This is a genomic window from Candidatus Limnocylindrales bacterium, from assembly GCA_035571835.1.
In the GTDB taxonomy this organism is placed as follows: Bacteria; Desulfobacterota; Binatia; order UBA1149; family CAITLU01; genus DATNBU01.
In genome coordinates this window covers 139938-154434 of sequence record DATNBU010000008.1, presented here as the reverse complement: position 1 = coordinate 154434, position 14497 = coordinate 139938, and the positions used below count along the sequence as shown (strand labels likewise).

The 14497-nt window shown below is 64.0% G+C and carries 14 protein-coding genes; 13 read left to right on the top strand and 1 reads right to left on the bottom strand.

Annotated elements, in window-relative coordinates; translation table 11 throughout:
* The first annotated feature begins 1 nt into the window (after window position 1).
* Genes coxB through VN634_02320 form a run of 9 tightly spaced genes read left to right on the top strand, consistent with a single transcriptional unit; the run spans window position 2 to window position 7745 of the window.
* Entirely contained in the window at window positions 2-1039 is a 1038-nt protein-coding gene (gene coxB, locus VN634_02360; GenBank protein HXC49706.1) for a cytochrome c oxidase subunit II, read from the top strand.
* Complete coding sequence (gene ctaD / locus VN634_02355) at window positions 1036-2988, top strand: cytochrome c oxidase subunit I (GenBank protein ID HXC49705.1); 1953 nt, start codon at window positions 1036-1038, stop codon at window positions 2986-2988. Before coxB ends, ctaD begins: the two co-directional genes overlap by 4 nt.
* Complete coding sequence (locus VN634_02350; GenBank protein HXC49704.1) at window positions 2985-3587, top strand: cytochrome c oxidase subunit 3; 603 nt, start codon at window positions 2985-2987, stop codon at window positions 3585-3587. The genes ctaD and VN634_02350 overlap by 4 nt, the downstream gene beginning before the upstream one ends.
* Before the next feature lie 3 nt (window positions 3588-3590).
* Entirely contained in the window at window positions 3591-4568 is a 978-nt protein-coding gene (locus VN634_02345) for a cytochrome c oxidase assembly protein (protein HXC49703.1), read from the top strand.
* Complete coding sequence (locus VN634_02340) at window positions 4565-5578, top strand: beta-propeller fold lactonase family protein (GenBank protein ID HXC49702.1); 1014 nt, start codon at window positions 4565-4567, stop codon at window positions 5576-5578. Before VN634_02345 ends, VN634_02340 begins: the two co-directional genes overlap by 4 nt.
* Before the next feature lie 4 nt (window positions 5579-5582).
* The gene (locus VN634_02335) at window positions 5583-5924 is read left to right on the top strand and encodes a hypothetical protein (protein ID HXC49701.1); all 342 of its coding nucleotides are present in this window, start codon (window positions 5583-5585) and stop codon (window positions 5922-5924) included.
* Window positions 5921-7159 carry a divalent metal cation transporter gene (locus tag VN634_02330; GenBank protein ID HXC49700.1) on the top strand — a complete coding sequence of 413 codons (1239 nt, stop codon included), beginning with the start codon at window positions 5921-5923 and terminating at the stop codon, window positions 7157-7159. Before VN634_02335 ends, VN634_02330 begins: the two co-directional genes overlap by 4 nt.
* Complete coding sequence (locus VN634_02325) at window positions 7156-7497, top strand: hypothetical protein (GenBank protein ID HXC49699.1); 342 nt, start codon at window positions 7156-7158, stop codon at window positions 7495-7497. Before VN634_02330 ends, VN634_02325 begins: the two co-directional genes overlap by 4 nt.
* An 8-nt stretch (window positions 7498-7505) precedes the next feature.
* On the top strand, window positions 7506-7745 hold the full coding sequence (locus tag VN634_02320) for a hypothetical protein (GenBank protein HXC49698.1): 240 nt from the start codon (window positions 7506-7508) through the stop codon (window positions 7743-7745).
* Between the two features lie 11 nt (window positions 7746-7756).
* Here the strand turns inward: VN634_02320 and rdgB are convergent, their stop codons facing one another.
* Complete coding sequence (gene rdgB / locus VN634_02315) at window positions 7757-8347, bottom strand: RdgB/HAM1 family non-canonical purine NTP pyrophosphatase (protein HXC49697.1); 591 nt, start codon at window positions 8345-8347, stop codon at window positions 7757-7759.
* A gap of 44 nt (window positions 8348-8391) precedes the next feature.
* Between rdgB and VN634_02310 the strand changes: the two genes are divergently transcribed.
* The 4 genes from VN634_02310 (at window position 8392) to VN634_02295 (ending at window position 14424) form a co-directional block, all read left to right on the top strand.
* Complete coding sequence (locus tag VN634_02310; protein ID HXC49696.1) at window positions 8392-9702, top strand: glycosyltransferase family 39 protein; 1311 nt, start codon at window positions 8392-8394, stop codon at window positions 9700-9702.
* A gap of 304 nt (window positions 9703-10006) precedes the next feature.
* Window positions 10007-11290 carry a hypothetical protein gene (locus VN634_02305; GenBank protein HXC49695.1) on the top strand — a complete coding sequence of 428 codons (1284 nt, stop codon included), beginning with the start codon at window positions 10007-10009 and terminating at the stop codon, window positions 11288-11290.
* A 239-nt stretch (window positions 11291-11529) separates the two neighbouring features.
* On the top strand, window positions 11530-13269 hold the full coding sequence (locus tag VN634_02300; protein HXC49694.1) for a LodA/GoxA family CTQ-dependent oxidase: 1740 nt from the start codon (window positions 11530-11532) through the stop codon (window positions 13267-13269).
* Window positions 13270-13272: 3 nt separating this feature from the next.
* Complete coding sequence (locus tag VN634_02295) at window positions 13273-14424, top strand: FAD-dependent monooxygenase (GenBank protein HXC49693.1); 1152 nt, start codon at window positions 13273-13275, stop codon at window positions 14422-14424.
* Window positions 14425-14497: the final 73 nt, after the last annotated feature.

Below are 14497 nucleotides of genomic sequence, written 5' to 3'. Positions count from 1 at the left end.
GATGCGCTGCGCGATCCGACATGGCCTGGGCATCGCGTGGTCGGCTGCTTTCACTGCCCTCTCGGTGCGGACATCTGCGGCGGCGTCATCCGTTCTGGAACCGGCCGGTGCAGGGGCGCGCCTCGCGTCGAAGCTGTGGTGGTGGATCGGCGGCACGCTGTCGGTTCTCTATGTTCTGATCGGCGCGCTGCTCGTCTTCGTCATCGTGCGGCGCGCGACTCGCGTGGCGGACGGCTTCAGCATCCCGCCGCCGGATGAGCCGCGCGAGCGCCGGCTCGCAAAGATCGTCGCCGTAAATGCCGTGCTGACCACTCTGCTTCTCGTGGTGTTCCTGGCGGTCAGCCTTTCGGTCGGGCACGCCGTCGTCGCGCTGTCGTCCAATGTCGACGTCCGCATGAAGGTGACCGGTCACCAGTGGTGGTGGGAGATCGAGTACGAAGATCCGGTCGCGTCCAACACCTTCGTGACTGCCAACGAGTTTCACGTGCCGGTCGGAAAGACGGTGGACCTGCATCTCGTCTCGGCGGACGTGATCCACAGCTTCTGGATCCCGAATCTCACAGGGAAACGCGACCTGATTCCGGGCCGCAACAACCACGTGGTGATCCGCGCCGAGCGTGCCGGCGAATATGTCGGGCAGTGCGCGGAATTCTGCGGCCTCCAGCACGCGCACATGCGCATCGTCGTCGTTGCCGAGAGCGACGAGGACTTCGCGCGCTGGCTCGTCCACGAACGCGAGCCGGCGCCGGAGCCGACCGGAGAAAAGGAGATCCACGGACGCCAAGTCTTCACATCCGGCCCGTGCGTCATGTGCCACACGGTGCGCGGCACGATGGCCGCAAGCCGCGCCGGGCCGGAGCTCACCCATCTTGCAAGCCGCCGCACGCTCGGCGCCGGAACCATCCCGAACACGCGCGCGCACCTGTTCGCGTGGATCACCGACTCGCAGTCGGTCAAGCCCGGAAACAGGATGCCGCAGGTGCCGATGCAAGGCGCCGATCTCGACGACCTCGCCGCGTGGCTGGAGACACTGCGATGAGCGCCGCAGCCGCCGAACCGCTGGTCGAATTCGACGAGGCCGAGCTCGAGCGTACGTGGCGCCGGCCGCCGGGCCTGTGGGGCTGGCTGACTACGGTCGATCACAAGGAGATCGGGATGCGCTTCATCGTGACCGCGCTCGTCTTCTTCGCGCTCGGCGGCGTGCTGGCGCTGATGATGCGCATCCAGCTCGCGCGCCCCGACAACCATTTCGTCGGCCCCGACCTCTACGATCAGATCTTCACGATGCACGGCACGACGATGATGTTCCTGTTTGCCATACCGGTCATGGAAGCGATGGGCCTTTACCTGGTGCCGCTGATGATCGGCACGCGCAACGTCGCATTCCCGCGCCTTGCCGCATTCAGCTACTGGCTGTTCCTGTTCGGCGGGATCACGCTGTTCACGTTCTTCCTGCTCAATATCGGGCCGGACGCGGGCTGGTTCATGTACGTGCCGCTGGCCGGGCCTGCGTTCTCACCTGGCAAGCGCGTCGACATCTGGTCGCAGCTCATCAATTTTACCGAGATCTCGGCGCTGGCCGCGTCGATCGAGCTGATCGTCACGACGTTCAAGATGCGCGCACCGGGAATGTCGCTCGGCCGCATCCCGATCTTCGTGTGGGCGATGGTCATCACGTCGTTCATGGTCGTGTTCGCGATGCCCGCCGTCATGACGTGCAGCCTTTTCCTTACGACCGACCGCCTCGTCGCGACGCACTTCTACAATCAGGCCGAGGGCGGAGACCCTCTCTTGTGGCAGCACCTGTTCTGGTTCTTCGCGCATCCGGAGGTCTACATCGTCTTCATTCCGGCCACCGGGTTCGTCGCCGCCATGCTGCCGGCATTCACTCGACGTCCGGTGTTCGGATACCCCGCGATCGTGAGCGCCGCATCCGCCGTCGCTTTTCTCGGCTTCGGCCTGTGGGTGCACCACATGTTCGCAACCGGGCTGCCGCAGCTCGGAACGAGCTTCTTTTCGGCATCCACGATGGCGATCGCCGTGCCGAGCGGGGTGCAGGTGTTCTGCTGGACCGCAACGCTCTGGAGCGGTCGCATCGTGCCGCGGGTTCCGATGCTGTTCGTGCTCGGCTTCCTGTTCCTGTTCATCCTCGGCGGTTTTACCGGCGTGATGCAGGCCAGCGAGCCGCTCGATCTGCAGCTGCACGACACCTATTTCGTCGTCGCGCACTTCCACTACGTGCTGATCGGCGGCTCGATGTTCCCGCTGTTCGGCGCGCTCTACTACTGGTTCCCGAAGATGACCGGCCGGCTCACGAACGAGACGCTCGGAGTGACGAGCTTCGTGCTGCTGTTCGCGGGCTTCAACCTGACGTTCTTTCCGATGCACCTGCTCGGCCTTCACGGCATGCCCCGCCGCGTCTACACGTATCTCCCCGAAACCGGCTGGGGCACCGACAACCTGATCGCTACGATCGGCGCGACAATCCTTGCGGCCGGCGTGCTGGCGATGGTCTTCAACATGCTGTGGAGCCTGCGGCGCGGCGCGCCCGCGGGCGACAATCCATGGATGGCCGACTCGCTCGAATGGTCGGTGCCGTCGCCGCCGCCCGTGTACAACTTCGCATACCTGCCGTACGTGGGCTCGCGCGCGCCGCTGTGGACGAGGCGTGACGACGACCCGGTAGTGACGGGCCTGCGCACCGATTGCCGCGAGGTCCTGCTGACGCACACCAGCGACGCCAGCCCCGACAGCGTCTCGCTGCTGCCGGAGCCGAGCATCTGGCCGATGATGCTCGCGCTGTCGGCTACCGTCACGTTCATCCTGAGCTGCTTTACGCCGTGGGCCGTGCCGCTCGGCGCGGTGCTCGTCTTCATTTCCCTCGTCGGATGGGCTTCGCCGGGAGGCAGCGAAGGGCGGTGCCGCATGAAACCGGTCGCCCGCATGACGCGCGAGGAGCTCGCGCGGCTGAGCGAGATCGCGGCATGAACGGCGCGCGCGACATCGACGTCTCGCGCCTGACGCGCGTCGCCTTCGACAGCCGGAGCCTGTTCTGGTGGGGCATCCTCGGCTTTCTCGCGATCGAAACGACGATGCTCGTGATCTGCCTCGTCAGCTACTTCTACTTCCGCAGCAACGAGGTCCACTGGCCTCCGCCGCCGACTGCACCGCCGAACCTCGACGCCGCAACCGTCACGCTCGGACTCCTGCTGCTCAGTGTCCCGGCCATGATCTTCACCGAACGGGCCGCACGCCGGTTCGACCTTCGCCGGACGCTGGCCGGACATGTCGTCTGCGACGTGCTGGGCATCGCATTCGTCATCTCGCGCTGGATCGAGCTCGACCGGCTCAACGTGCGCTGGGACGCCAACGCGTACGGTTCGGTGGTGTGGGTGATCATCGGGCTGCACACGTCGCATCTTTTCGCCGAAGTCGTCGAGACCGTCTACTTCACGTACTTCCTCGCGCGCCATCCGCGGCCGAATTACTTCACGGACGCTACCGACAACGCACTCTACTGGTACTTCATCGTCGCGATCTGGGTCCCGTGCTACGTGACGCTCTATCTCGTTCCGAGGATGGGCTGAGCGATGACGTCGCTGCGCCGCATCGCCTGCCTCGGACCTGCCGCGCTGATGCTGCCCGCTGTCGCAGCCGCGCACGGAGACGTCGACGAGCACGCGGCGCATCTGTCCGACCTTCCGTGGAGCAGCGAGTGGTGGATCTGGATCCCGCTTCTCGCGAGCCTCGCCCTCTACATTGCGGGTATGCGCCAGGTGTGGTCGACGGCATCTGCGCCTCGCCTTCCGGCTCATCGAAAGGAGGTTGCCGCGTACATGCTCGGTTGGCTCGCGCTCGCGGTCGCACTGGTCTCGCCGCTTCATCCGTGGGGACGCCTGCTGTTCTCCGCACACATGGCGCAGCACGAAATCCTCATGGTGGTTGCGGCGCCGCTGCTCGTGCTCGGCCGGCCGCTGGTTCCGTTCTCGCGTGCGCTGTCGCCAGCGATCCTTCGCGGCCTGGCAGCGTTCGTACGCTCGCGGCCGCTCGGTGCAGTGCGACGCCTGTGGGCGTGGCTGACGCTGCCGCTCGTCGCATGGGTCGTTCACGCGGCTGCGCTGTGGATCTGGCACGTTCCGCGCCTGTTCGAATCGACGATCGACAACGAGTGGATCCACTTCCTGCAGCACGCCAGCTTCTTCGGGACCGCGCTGCTGTTCTGGTGGGCGATCGTCCGTGAACGTCCGGGCACGGCAGGATACGGCGCGGCGGTCCTCTACCTGTTCACGACTGCTGCACACAGCGGAGCACTCGGCGCGCTGCTGTCGCTCGCGCGGCGCAGCCTCTATCCGGCGTACGCAGGCACCACTGCAGCGTGGGGCCTGACGCCGCTCGAAGACCAGCAGCTCGGAGGCCTGATCATGTGGGTGCCGGCGGGTGCGATTTATGCGGCGGCGGCGCTCGCGCTGCTGCTGGCGTGGCTGCGCGACTCCGAGCAACGCATGGCTGCGCGCGAACGTCTCGCGGCCGCAGCAGCCGATGCTTCCGCGGAGGCGCAGGTATCATGACCGGCATGACCGGATCGGCCTCCATGCGTCTGCTGTCATGGGCAGTGCTGCTGCTGTGCGGCTGCCACGCGGCGCCCGCAGGTCCGCTCGTATTCGTAACCAACGAACGCGACGGAACCGTCTCGGTCATCGACGCGGCGACCGACCGCGTCGCGGAAACGCTCGACGTCGGCTCGCGGCCGCGCGGTGTCGGCCTCGCCGCCGACGGGCGCAGCTTCTGCATCGCTCTCAGCAAGACGGCGACCGCCCGCACCGGCAGCGAAGAAATCCTGTGCCTCGACGCCCGCTCCTTCCGGCCGGTGGCGCACTACCCCGCGGGCACCGACCCCGAGTGCTTCGCGCTCGGGCGCGACGGCCGGCGGCTCTACGTCGCCAACGAAGACGCCGGCACCGCATCGATCATGGACCTTGCGACAGGACGGGCGGTGACGCGCTGGATCGGCCTCGAGCCCGAGGGCGTCACCGTCAGCCCCGACGGCCGCTGGGTCTACGTGACGTCGGAATCGAGCAGCACAGTCTCGGTCATCGACACCACCAGCGACGAAGTCGTCAAGTCGTTCCTGGTCGGCGCCCGGCCGCGCGAGAGCGCATTCAGCCCGGACGGTGCGTTCGCGTTCGTCAGCGCGGAAAACGGTGCGTCCGTCTCGATCGTCGATACCCGTACTCACAGCGTCGTCGATACGATCGCGCTCGATGGCGCCGATTCACAGGCGCAAGGCGTTCTGGTGCGACCGAAAGGCGTCGCGTGCTCGCCCGACGGGAAGCGTCTTTATGTAGCCACCGGACGCGGCAACAGCGTTGCGGTCGTCGATCTCGATGCCCGCCGCGTGCGTTCGCAGATTGCGGTCGGCCAGCGTCCGTGGGGCATCGCGCTCACGCGCGACGGCAGCAAGCTCTATACGGCCAACGGCCTTTCGAACGACGTTTCGGTCATCGATACGAAGAACGAAACGGTCGTAGCCACGATCAAGGCTGGCGACGGTCCGTGGGGAATAGTGGTAGCGGAGTAGCCCGATGCACCAGATTCCACATGCGACCAGAACGATCCTTCGCTCCGTCGCCGTCCTCGCGGTCGGAGCCGGCGTGTGGTCGCTCGCCGCCGGCGCCGGCGGGCGCGAACAGAAGATCGCCATTGCGACACGTGAGATTGAAAGCGCTGCACACGAAGAGTGCGCGCTGGCCGGTCTTGCAGGCGAAGGCCGCCTGACGCGAGACTTTCATGCGACCGAGGCGCGCCTCCTCGATGAGAAGATCACGGATGCATCCGGGCGCGTGCGCAAGCAGGACCCCGACGGCCATGCGCTGAAAAAAGCCCTGGCCGAACGGCGCTGCGCCGGCGGTGAGCGACCGCGGTGAGCAAGTTCCTCGAAATTTTCCTCGGCATCCTGACGGCGATGGGCGGATTCGTCGAAGTCGGCGAGCTCGTGTTTTCGGTGCAGGCCGGTGCGAAATTCGGCTACAGCCTGCTGTGGGTCGTGCTCCTCGGCACGATCGGCATCATCGTCTACGGCGAGATGGCCGGGCGCATCGCGGCCGTGACCAAACAGCCCGTCATGTCGATCATCCGTGCGCGCACCGGGTTTCCGGTCGGCATCGTCGTGCTCGTCGCGGCAAATCTCGTGAGCCTGCTGACGTGCACCGCCGAGATCGGCGGCATGGCGATGGTGCTGTCGCTTCTCGTCGCGTGGCCGCACGCGCTGCTGCTGGTGCTGTCGGTGCTGGCGCTGCTCGCGTCGGTCTGGCTGCTTTCGCTGCAATGGATCGAACGCGTCTTCGGTCTGCTCGGCCTGCTGCTGATCGCTTACATGGTGACCGCCGTGCGTCTCGATCCCGACTGGACCAAGCTTCTCGCAAGCTTCGCTCCGAACATTCCACAGCTCGGCCCGGGGCACAGCGGCATCACCTACGCGTATTTCGTCGTCGCACTCGCGAGCTCGATCATGCTTCCGTACGAGACGTACTTCTATGCGTCCGGTGCCATCGAGGACGGCTGGAAACCCGAAGACGTCACCACCAACCGCATGGTCGCCGGCATCGGCTTCGTGCTCGGGTCGGTGCTTGCCGTGGCGCTCGTCATCGTCGGCGCGGACTTCCTCGCACCGAAAGGTATCGATCCGGAGCTGCCCGGCGCTGCTGCACTGGCGCCGGCATCGTTCTATGGGCAAGCGGGCCTTCTGACGGCTCTTCTCGGGATGCTGTTCGCGTTCGCCGGCGCGGCCATCGAGAACGCGCTCACCGTTGCATACAACCTTGCGCAGTTCTTCGGCTGGCCGTGGGGCAAGGAACAGCGTCCGCAGCAGGCTGCCCGCTTCACGTCGACGTGGATCGCCGTCTTCGTGATCGCCGGTCTCGTCATGCTGACCGGCGTCGATCCGATCAGCCTCGTCGAGTATTCGATCGTGTTCGCGGTCGTCATCCTGCCGCTCACGTATCTGCCGGTACTGATGTTCGCGCGCGACCGCAGGGTGATGGGTTCGCACGTCAACGGCCGCCTCGCCAGCGGGCTCGGATGGTTTTACCTGGCGGTAGTGTCGCTTGCCGCGCTGGCGGCCATTCCGCTTCTCATTCTCAGCCATGGAGGTGCCGTATGAGCCTCGATCTGGTTCGCATGGTGCTCGATCACCAGCTCGTCGACGTCGATGGAATCGATTGCGGCAAGGTCGACGACCTCGAGCTCGAACAAGCGGGCGGAAAGCTCCGCGTGCGCGCAATCGTTGCCGGGCCCGGAAGCGCCGCAACCGAGCTCTGGCCGTTCGGCGGCTGGATCATCCGCAAGCTCTTCGGCACGGCCGCCACGAAGATTCCGTGGCACGAGGTGGTCACCGTCGATTGCAAGGTCGAGCTGCGGCTTCACGCGGAGTCCTTCGGACTTCTCGCAGCAGAACGAAGAGCGGCGCGCTGGATCTCGCGGCTGCCGCTTTCGGAGTGAGCAGTGCGATGCGGCTGAACGAAATCGCGGGATCGGAAGTCGTCGACGAAAGCGGCCGCCATCTGGGCCGTCTGGTCGATCTGCGCTGTCGCGGCGAGCACGGCCCATCTCCGATGGTCGTCGACGAGCTCGTCTTCGGCGAAGCGGGATGGCTCGAGCGGCTAGGTTTCCGCGCGGTGCATGAGCGAACCTGCCCCTGGTCGTCGGTGCGATCGTTCAAGACGGGGCGGATCGTAGTCGCCGCGTAACGCTGCGGTCGTCAGTCGCGAAGGCGAGCGAGCAGCTCGCGCACCGCCGCTGCCCGGTGGCTGCGCGCATTCTTCTCGGCCGGCGACGCCTCGCCGAACGTGCAGCCGAGATCCTCTCGGAAGAAGATCGCGTCGTAGCCGAAACCGTTCGCGCCGCGCTCCTCGTATGCGATCGTGCCTTCGCAGCGGCCTTCGACGACCGTCTCCGAGCCGTCGGGAAGCACCAGCGCAAGCACCACGACGAATGCCGCACGGCGATCGGAAACGCCGTTCATGCGCTCGAGCACCTTGAGATTGTTCGCGTGGTCGTCGCACGGCTCGCCCGCGTAGCGCGCCGACCGTACGCCCGGCTCGCCGCCGAGCGCGTCCACGACGAGACCCGAATCGTCGGCCAGCACCGCCCGATCCGGCAGCGCGGCCGCAAACGCCCGGGCCTTGATCAGCGCGTTTTCGATAAACGTGGATCCGGTCTCTTCGACGTCGAGCGAGACGCCGTAGTCTTCGGGGAGCTCCACGCCGACGCCCGAGCCTTCGAGCAGCAGCCGGAAGTCCCGCAGCTTTCCTTTGTTGCTGGTGGCGAGCACGAGCGATGCGATCTTCATCGGCGCCACTTGCAACGGACACGTCCTCCAAGCAAGAGCACGCGATGCCTGCAGCGCGCGCAGTCGGTCTCCTCGTCGCGCTGGCGTTCGTTCTGCGAGTTGCCGCGAACCTGTGGCTGACGATTCCGACTCCGGTCCTTCATGCCGACGCGCTGTGGTACCACCTGACGGCTGCGAACCTCGCCGCCGGCTACGGCTACATCCATCATTTCACCGGAAAACCGACAGCCGCGTGGCCGCCCGGTTATCCTTTTCTCCTTTCGGTGCTGTACCGGACGCTCTCGCCGGATCCGGCATGGGGATTCGCGCTCAATGCGGTTGCCGGAACGATCACGTGCTGGCTGACCGGGCTCATTGCGAGATCGCTGTTCTCGACGCGTGCGCAGGTCGTGGCGACTGCGCTGATCGCCGTCGCACCGAGCCAGATCCTGTTCTCGTCGCTGCTGCTGACCGAGACGATCTTCACGACGATGATGACGGCGCTCGTGCTTGGCGCGATCGTCCTGCTCGACCCATCGAGGCAGCGCTCGCCGGTGCTGTGGATTCTGTGGGGCGCCGCGGTCGGCCTTGCCGGCCTGCTGCGCGCCGAAGCGGTGTTGCTGCTGTTTGCGCCGGTGCTGGTGCTGCTCACGCAGCGCATGCGGCGAACGGCCGCGATCGCGGTGCTTGGGTGCGCCGTCGCCGGCGCCGTTGCCTGTCAGACGCCGTGGCTGGTCCGCAATGCGCGCGTGTTCGGGCGCATCGTGCCTGCGTCAACCAGCTTCGGGCGCACGCTTCTGATCGGACACAATCCGGTCGCCGACGGCGGCATGAATCTTTACAGCCCCGACCCTGCCGCCGACCAGCGCGATCTCATCGCCGGCGGGCCCGAGCGCGAGCTCGCCGTCGACAACCGGCTTCGCGATGCCGGCGTGCGCTTTGCGCTCGAAAATCCGCGCGCGGAGCTCGGACTGGTCTTCCGGCGGCTCTATCGGATGTATCACGGCGATCGCGTCTGGAATGAGTGGTACGCCGAGCCTTCGGCTTCTGCTGGCGGCTCTGCACCGCATCCGCCGATCGGAGAAGCTGCGATGGAGATGCTCGGTCGCGCGAGCAATCTCTTTTACTGGCTGTTGCTGCTGGCCGCCGCTCCGGCGGCGATGGGCCTGGTGAGCACGGATCGCTCGTCGCAGAACGGCCCGCGCAGCGGTTACTGGCTCGTCCTGAGCGTTCTTGTGCTCTGGAGCGCTTTCTACGGAGTCGTTCTCTACGGCTCGGAGCGCTTTCACTTCGCGCTCATTCCGCTTGCGTGCGTGCTGGCGTCGGCGACGATTTCGGCGGGCGTCGAGAGGATGCGGTCAGATGGACTGCGCTAACCGACCGATTGGCTAGCCGCTGCAGGCGGTTCCAGCCGACACACCTTGCTCATTCTTTTTAGTCCTGTTGTGCGCTGTATCTCGTTCGTTCACACGCAACACGTTTCTCAGTAATCGAACACAGGGTGTTTGCGACTCGCCGTCGCTGCCGCAGGAAAACGGTCAGAAGAGTGACGGTTGTCACGTCCCAAGGCTGGGATGTCGATCGTGCCGAGTAATGCAGATTGTAGCGACGAGGTTCACCATGCTATCGACGCACGAGTTCTTCGGCCAGCCGGCTTTACTAAGAACAAGGAGGATGAATATGCCGCGTCTTGTCTGGATCGCGACGATCGTCGCATTCGTTCTTGTGGCGGAGCAAGGGATCGCAAAATTCCACGCGTTTACTCTGTCGAGTAACATAAAAGAGGGCCTCGTCATTCCGCCGAGTGGATGGAAGATCGCGATCCCAAAAGGCTGGATCGGCTCGGCTCCCGATCCGAATCCGGACGAAAACGAGCCGGACATGAGTGCATGGAAGCTCTTCGCAGAGATCAACAAGACTTCCCCGTCGCAACATCAGGTGGGACCGTCAAAGGCTACGACCAATGATGCGATCTGGGAAACCTGGGCTGACAACGAGCTTACATTCCCGGCGTCGCCAGACCCATTACATCCGCCGAAATGGCCGAGTGATGCCAAAAATTTCCCTTTGAAACGTTTGGCACCACCCGCTCAGAATCTGTTGAGACAGCATCTCCAGAGCGGCCAGCCGTTTGACCGGAAAATTCTGCGCGCACCATCGAATAGCAGGACGTTACTCGGTGGCGAAGGCGACAAGACGATACATATGCTTTCCAGCGTCGGCGGTACGGAGGAGGTCCGACGCAACAAGAAGGATTTCGAATTCATTGCCGACAACAAGCTGTTCTATCAGGAGGGCCTGGCGGCGGCGTTTGCAGCGGCGAAGCCACTGGTGTTTCCGGTGGAGTCGATCGAGATCAAGGCTCGATGGAAGCCTATTCAGGAATCCGACAAAGCAAACTATCACTGGAACTACGATCGGAACGGCGACCTGTTCGGTCTCGTTGCGCTCCACATCATGAGCAAACGGCTTCCCAACTGGACCTGGGCGACATGGGAATGGGTCGGTAATGCTGGCCGTTGCGACTACACGGGATGTCGAGACGAGTTCGGCGTAACTCCCCACGAGGTCCAGGCGAATACACCGCTCGGCGGTGTCTATCCGCCAGAAACGTTGACGTCAGCCCTGATCTCGCTCTTTTCGAGCGCAGGGCTTTCTGACGAATGGAAGAACTACCGACTCAAAGGCACGCAGACGCTGTTCACGGATACGACCGGCCAGCCGACGCTTCTCGGGAACTCCGTTACTGAAAACGGCTTTGTGCAGAGCTCTTCTTGTATCACGTGTCACGGGCAGGCATCTGTGGACAGTGGTGGAAATCCCAATCCTTCCGTCGGATTTACCACGAGTAAACAGAGTACGAATGGCCCGCTTCTACCCACCATGTTCTCGAAAAACGGCAAATTGCAGTATTTTCCAATAGATTTTATCTGGTCGATCCTGGAGGCACAGCCAGCATCCTGAAGTGAGAATACTTCGCTCACGAAGCAGACCAACTCCGTGGTTACAAAAATGGGGGCTGGTGAGAGATCTCACCAGCCCCCGTTTTAATTCCGTCTCATGGGTCCTGACGCACTTCCCGCAAGCCAGGTGGTGCGGTAAAGGCTCGCACGTATCCAGTCACTGAACAGAACAGTTTCGACTGAGAAACTCCCTACACTTTCGCTTCGGCGAAGCTTCCGGGACCCTACGGAGCTCAGGGCATGGCCAAGACGTACAAGGTTCACCCTTCCATCGGCATCGCGCGACTCGGCCGAAGTCCCGAATGGTTTCCCGGGCCAACGACTCCGGGAATGATTGCCGATACGGGTCGAACGCGGGCCGGCAACATGACTTACCGGGACGCCAGTCAGCGGCTTCTCTCCCAGGCGGCAGAGTTCTGGGTATTTGAGTACGACGATCAGGACCCGACAGCAGAACCGGTGCTCGTCCAGCTCGGCGGCCAGCAGGGCGTAGCGAGCATCGAATGGACAGTACACCTCGCGAACAAGAAGGCGTACTGGTTCAAGTTCGCGGGCGTGACGGGTTCTGCCGATATCACGAATCCGCCTGGGTTTGGCTATGCCCCGGCTCCTGCGTCTCTGCGAAACAATCACATCACGAGCTCAGCTCAGCGGCGCAGCAAGCTGATCGTGGATTTCGGACCGCGAACGGTTGCGGCTCCTGGTGGCAATGCGGACGTCAGTCGCGCGTCATCTGCCGGATATCCATTCACCGGCCCTGCAGCCGGAACCTTGAGCAACGCCGTCGGTCCCGCCGACATCGACGCACTGGGATCGCTCATAGGACAGCCCGATGGCTCGCTTACCGTCGTGCCTGCGCCTGGTGTGTCGGCAAGCGTGGGGGGCATCGCGATTCAGAGTTTTGCCAACAACAAGGACTGGTTCGACAGCACCTCCGACGGGCCGGTACGTGCCGTCCTTGTCTTCGCCGATGGATCGAGACGCGAGGTCGACTCGCCGGCGTGGGTAGTCATTGCACCGCCGGATTTTGCGCCGGCTGTCACGAACATCGTGACGCTGTACGACGTGTTCCTCGATACTGCGATCCGCCACATGGGATTACGTCCGGACATTTTCCTCGGACCGAGTCCCGTCACGCTCGACGATTTCACTTCCGACTCGCCTCCGTTCAACCCTGCGTACGCGCCATCCTATCGGGATGAGATTTATCCGATCATCTCGAGACCCGGCATGTATCGATGGGTTCAAAAGCGCGTTGCGAGGCGGCACGGCTGGAGCTTCGATGCGCTGGCACAGACTCCTTTCGTGCGGCCGGATCCCGCGCACCCGACTCCTGCGGAAATCTTTGACCGGCTTCGTCGACCGGAGGACTGGAACAACTCCGACGACACGTTCATGCCGGTGCTGCTCGGCGATCTGGACAATCCAACGTGGCTGACGCTGACGCCTACGCAGTATCACCTTCTGCGACAATGGACTCTCGGAAATTTTGATGCTGCAGGTTGGGTCTGGCCGCCGGTCGCGCCGGCACCGGATATTCCTCTGCGTGCGCACGGGCTGGACAGGGCCTCGCTCGAAGCAACCGCTGGCGGTGGCTTCTATCCAGGCATCGAAATCGGCTGGATCGCGCGCGAGCCGCGTGTCCTCATGGAACCCTTTCGATTCCGATGCGCACCGTTAGGGGCGAATGATCCTCTAGGGCTCGACCCTGGAGCGGTGCCCGACGCTCTCTACCCTGGAGATGTGAGCAAACGCATGGCTTGCCCGTGGCAAGCCGATTTTTTCAAGTGCAACACCAATTGGTGGCCTGCGCAGCGGCCCGACGAAGTCGTGCTCAATCCTGCGACGATGACCAGGGCGAGTTGGGGGCGCGGTGTCGCATCTCATGACCAGCTCGCGGTCGACTGGGATCGCCTCGGCGTGGTCAGCGAAGCACCGGGGCTCAGTGGAATTTACATAGAAATCGATCGGGAGCTCTAGCACTTGTCGGCATCCGCGTGCGAAGTGCTGGTCGTCGGCTGCGGGCCGGCGGGTGCCGCGGCGGCCATCGAGTTGGCTACAGCCGGCTTGCGGGTGACCGTTCTCGAAAAGTCCTCGTTCGATCGCCGCAGAATCGGCGAGACTCTGGCACCGGATGTGAGTCCGTGGCTCGCAAGGCTGCGAGTGATGGATCGCATTCGGAGAATCGATGGAATCGATTCTCCTGGCGTGGTTTCGTCGTGGGGTGGTCGCACCACCGTCGAGACGGACTTTTTCTTCAACCCGTACGGCTCCGGACGTCACATCGTTCGAAAACAATTCGATGAGGTGATGGCTGGAGCCGCCTCGGAAGCAGGAGCACGGGTCGTTCTTGCAGCTACCGTCCACGCGATCTCAAGAGACGAGAACGGATGGTTGGTGCACGCCAGACTGAGAGGGAAGTACACGCAGCTTCGCGCAACGTGGCTTGTCGACGCGACCGGGAGGCGCGCATCCCTGGTTCGTCAATTGCATGGCCGGCCCGCGGCGCAAGACAGGCTCGTCGCGATCGTCGCAACCGTTACAAATGCAGGCCGGGAGGATCGGCTCTCCATCGAAGCCGCAGCCAATGGATGGTGGTACTTCGCGCCGCTGCCGCACCAGAAAGCGATCGTCGCGTTTCTGACGGATGGTGATCTGTTGGGCGAGAGCCGCAACCGTCACTCCTCGTTCGAATTGTCGCGGTCGTCGACGCGGCTCATGCGTCGTCTTTGTCTCGGATCCGCCGAACGCCTCATCACCTGCGATGCGTCGATGAGATGGTCGGGCAAGGTTGCCGGGACCGGCTGGATCGCGACCGGAGACGCCGCGATTTCACTCGACCCGCTCTCCGGCTGCGGCATCTGGCGAGCGTTGGAGTCCGGCTGCTTCGCTGCGCAGACCATTCGTCGAGCAAACGATGGCGACGTCAGCGCGCTGCCGGAATACCAGGATCGCATGCAGACGCAGTTCGCGACGCAGCTCGCTCAACAACTCGGAATCTACGCCCTCGTTCCCGACTGGTCCGACGAGATTTTCTGGTCCCGCCGGGCGACCGATCTCTCCGTGCCGAGCAATCCCGGACGCGGCCGGCTGGCCGCGACAGTAGAAGCTGGAGAACATGGAGAACATGCATGACACGAACCGCGCTTGTCTCAGGAGTCTTCGTCGCACTGTGGGTGATGGGGTCGGACGTTGCGCAAGCCGCGCC

Coding starts and splice junctions, on each gene's coding strand:
- VN634_02350 (HXC49704.1), top strand. CDS start 2,985: ATGAACGGCGCGCGCGACATCGACGTCTCGCGCCTGACGCGCGTCGCC.
- VN634_02305 (HXC49695.1), top strand. CDS start 10,007: ATGCCGCGTCTTGTCTGGATCGCGACGATCGTCGCATTCGTTCTTGTG.
- coxB (HXC49706.1), top strand. CDS start 2: ATGCGCTGCGCGATCCGACATGGCCTGGGCATCGCGTGGTCGGCTGCT.
- VN634_02345 (HXC49703.1), top strand. CDS start 3,591: ATGACGTCGCTGCGCCGCATCGCCTGCCTCGGACCTGCCGCGCTGATG.
- VN634_02325 (HXC49699.1), top strand. CDS start 7,156: ATGAGCCTCGATCTGGTTCGCATGGTGCTCGATCACCAGCTCGTCGAC.
- rdgB (HXC49697.1), bottom strand. CDS start 8,347: ATGAAGATCGCATCGCTCGTGCTCGCCACCAGCAACAAAGGAAAGCTG.
- VN634_02300 (HXC49694.1), top strand. CDS start 11,530: ATGGCCAAGACGTACAAGGTTCACCCTTCCATCGGCATCGCGCGACTC.
- ctaD (HXC49705.1), top strand. CDS start 1,036: ATGAGCGCCGCAGCCGCCGAACCGCTGGTCGAATTCGACGAGGCCGAG.
- VN634_02310 (HXC49696.1), top strand. CDS start 8,392: ATGCCTGCAGCGCGCGCAGTCGGTCTCCTCGTCGCGCTGGCGTTCGTT.
- VN634_02335 (HXC49701.1), top strand. CDS start 5,583: ATGCACCAGATTCCACATGCGACCAGAACGATCCTTCGCTCCGTCGCC.
- VN634_02320 (HXC49698.1), top strand. CDS start 7,506: ATGCGGCTGAACGAAATCGCGGGATCGGAAGTCGTCGACGAAAGCGGC.
- VN634_02340 (HXC49702.1), top strand. CDS start 4,565: ATGACCGGCATGACCGGATCGGCCTCCATGCGTCTGCTGTCATGGGCA.